Below are 2,222 nucleotides of genomic sequence, written 5' to 3' on the forward strand. Positions count from 1 at the left end.
CAGACATCCACCTCGACGTCGTCGCCGCGCAGTTCCATCAGCTCGCGGCGAGCCTGCGCCTCGCCCTTGCCCATCAGCTTGGTCAGCGACTCGGTGGTGGCGGTGAAATCGAGCGCGCCGAAGGCCACCTGCAGCAGGCGGCGCGTGTCGGGGTTCAGCGTGGTGTCCCACAGCTGCTCGGCGTTCATCTCGCCCAGGCCCTTGAAGCGGCCGATGCTCCAGCTGTTGTCGCGCGCGCCTTCCTTGCGCAGCTTGTCCAGCGTGGCGGTCAGCTCGCCTTCGTCCAGCACATAGAGCTTGGCCGCCGGCTTCTTGCCGCGCGCCGGCGCATCGACACGGAACAGCGGCGGCTTCGCGATGTAGATGTTGCCGCGCTCGATGAGCTTCGGGAAATGCCGGAAAAACAGCGTCAGCAGCAGCACCTGGATGTGCGAGCCGTCGACGTCCGCATCGCTCAGGATGCAGATCTTGCCGTAGCGCAGGCCCGACAGGTCCGGCTCGTCGSTCGCRCCGTGCGGGTCGACGCCGATCGCCACCGCGATGTCGTGGATCTCGTTGTTCGCGAACAGCCGGTCGCGCTCGACCTCCCACGCGTTCAGCACCTTGCCGCGCAGCGGCAGCACCGCCTGCGTCTCCTTGTTGCGGCCCATCTTCGCGCTGCCGCCGGCCGAATCGCCCTCGACCAGGAACAGCTCGTTGAGCGCCAGGTCGCGGCTCTCGCAATCGGTCAGCTTGCCCGGCAGCACCGCCACGCCCGAGCCCTTGCGCTTCTCGACCTTCTGGCTCGCGCGCTGGCGCGTCTGCGCCTGCTTGATCACCAGGTCGGCCAGCTTGCGGCCCAGCTCCACATGCTGGTTCAGCCACAGCTCCAGCGCCGGCTTCACGTAGGTGGAGACCAGCCGCAGCGCATCGCGGCTGTTCAGCCGCTCCTTGATCTGGCCCTGGAACTGCGGGTCCAGCACCTTGGCCGACAGCACGAAGCTGGCGCGCGAGAACACGTCTTCCGGCATCAGCTTCACGCCCTTGGGCAGCAGGCTGTGCAGGTCGATGAAGCCCTTGACCGCGCCGAACAGGCCGTCCTTCAGGCCGGCTTCATGCGTGCCGCCGTTCACCGTGGGGATCAGGTTCACGTAGCTCTCGCGCATCGGCGAGCCTTCCTCGGTGAAGGCCACGCACCAGGCGGCGCCCTCGCCCTCGGCGAAGTTCTCGGTCTCGCGCGAATCGGCGTAGCGCTCGCCCTCGAACAACGGGATCACCGGGTCGGCCGCGAGCGCCTGCATCAGGTAGTCGCGCAGGCCGCCCTTGTAGGTCCAGGTCAGCACCTCGCCGCTCTTCTCGAGGGTCAGCGAAACGATGACGCCGGGCATCAGCACCGCCTTGCTGCGCAGCAGGTGCGTAAGCTCGGCCTTCGGGAAATCGACGCTCTCGAAGTACTTCGGGTCCGGCCAGGCACGCACCGTGGTGCCGGTCTTGCGGTCGCCCGACGAGGCCGCGTACACGCCCTTGCGGATGACCAGCGGCTCGATCACGTCGCCGCCCGAGAACGCCAGCTGCGCCACCTGGCCCTCGCGATACACCGTGACCTCCAGCCGCTTGGCCAGCGCGTTCGTCACGCTGACGCCCACGCCGTGCAACCCGCCCGAGAAGCTGTAGGCGCCGCCGGAGCCCTTGTCGAACTTGCCGCCGGCATGCAGGCGGGTGTAGACGATCTCGACCACCGGCACCTGCTCTTCGGGGTGCAGCCCGAACGGGATGCCGCGGCCGTCGTCGTGCACGGTGACCGAACCGTCGGTGTGCAGCACCACGTCGATGCGCTTGCCGTGGCCGGCCAGCGCCTCGTCGGCCGCGTTGTCGATGACCTCTTGAATGATGTGCAGCGGGTTGTCGGTGCGGGTGTACATGCCCGGCCGCTGCTTCACGGGCTCGAGGCCCTTCAGGACACGGATCGATGACTCGCCGTAGGAATTGCTGGGTTTGGTCGCCATGGGGCGGGATTCTAGAAGCCCACCACGTTACAACTCGCAATCGACCGTGGCGCAGCCGACACGGAGCCGTCGCCGGGGCGCGTTACCCTGGCGCGCATGCACCTTGCCTCCGCCTCCCTGATCGCCCTGCTGGGCGCCATCGCACCGATCGCCCAGGCCGCCGACCTGAACACGCTGCAGTCGCTCTCGCAATCCGAATTCCGCCTGCTGTCGGAAGACCTCGGCGCCATCCTGTCG

The 2,222-nt window shown here is 67.9% G+C and carries 1 protein-coding gene; it reads right to left on the reverse strand.

Annotated features, from left to right (window positions below; genetic code table 11):
- Positions 1 to 1,985, reverse strand: a 1,985-nt coding sequence (locus AC1D01_RS31100; RefSeq protein WP_477873325.1) for a DNA topoisomerase IV subunit B, incomplete at its 3' end; no start/stop codon positions are given.
- Positions 1,986 to 2,222 lie beyond the last annotated feature (237 nt).

Source organism: Rhizobacter sp. P3_B12, assembly GCF_056402895.1.